The sequence below is a fragment of the Pseudomonas sp. AC463 genome (assembly GCF_979253585.1).
The window spans coordinates 1-239 of record NZ_CEEDDZ010001113.1 but is presented as its reverse complement, the minus strand read 5'-3'; the positions used below and the strand labels follow the sequence as shown (position 1 = coordinate 239).

General features: G+C 66.9%; 1 protein-coding gene. It reads left to right on the top strand.

From position 1 onward, the window contains the following. A partial coding sequence (locus AC0IYH_RS33745; RefSeq protein ID WP_471838813.1) for a hypothetical protein occupies positions 1–239 on the top strand: 239 nt, incomplete at both ends.

The following is a 239-nucleotide window of genomic DNA, read 5'->3' as shown; positions in this document are numbered from 1 at the left end:
CCCTACGCCAGTGCGTCGGCGACGTTGAGCGGCCGTGTCCTGAACGGTAATGGCATCTCGGTGATTTCGAGCGGCACGCTGAGCTCCACTTCGAGCGAAACCCTATCGCGCGGCACGAATGCGACGACGCTGGCGACGCCGCTTCTCCAATCGTCGCGCAATCAGGCGACGAACACGGCTGCCGGCGGGACGGCGACGCTCGCCATCGCCTCCACCGGCATGACGGCATCGTCCGGTGC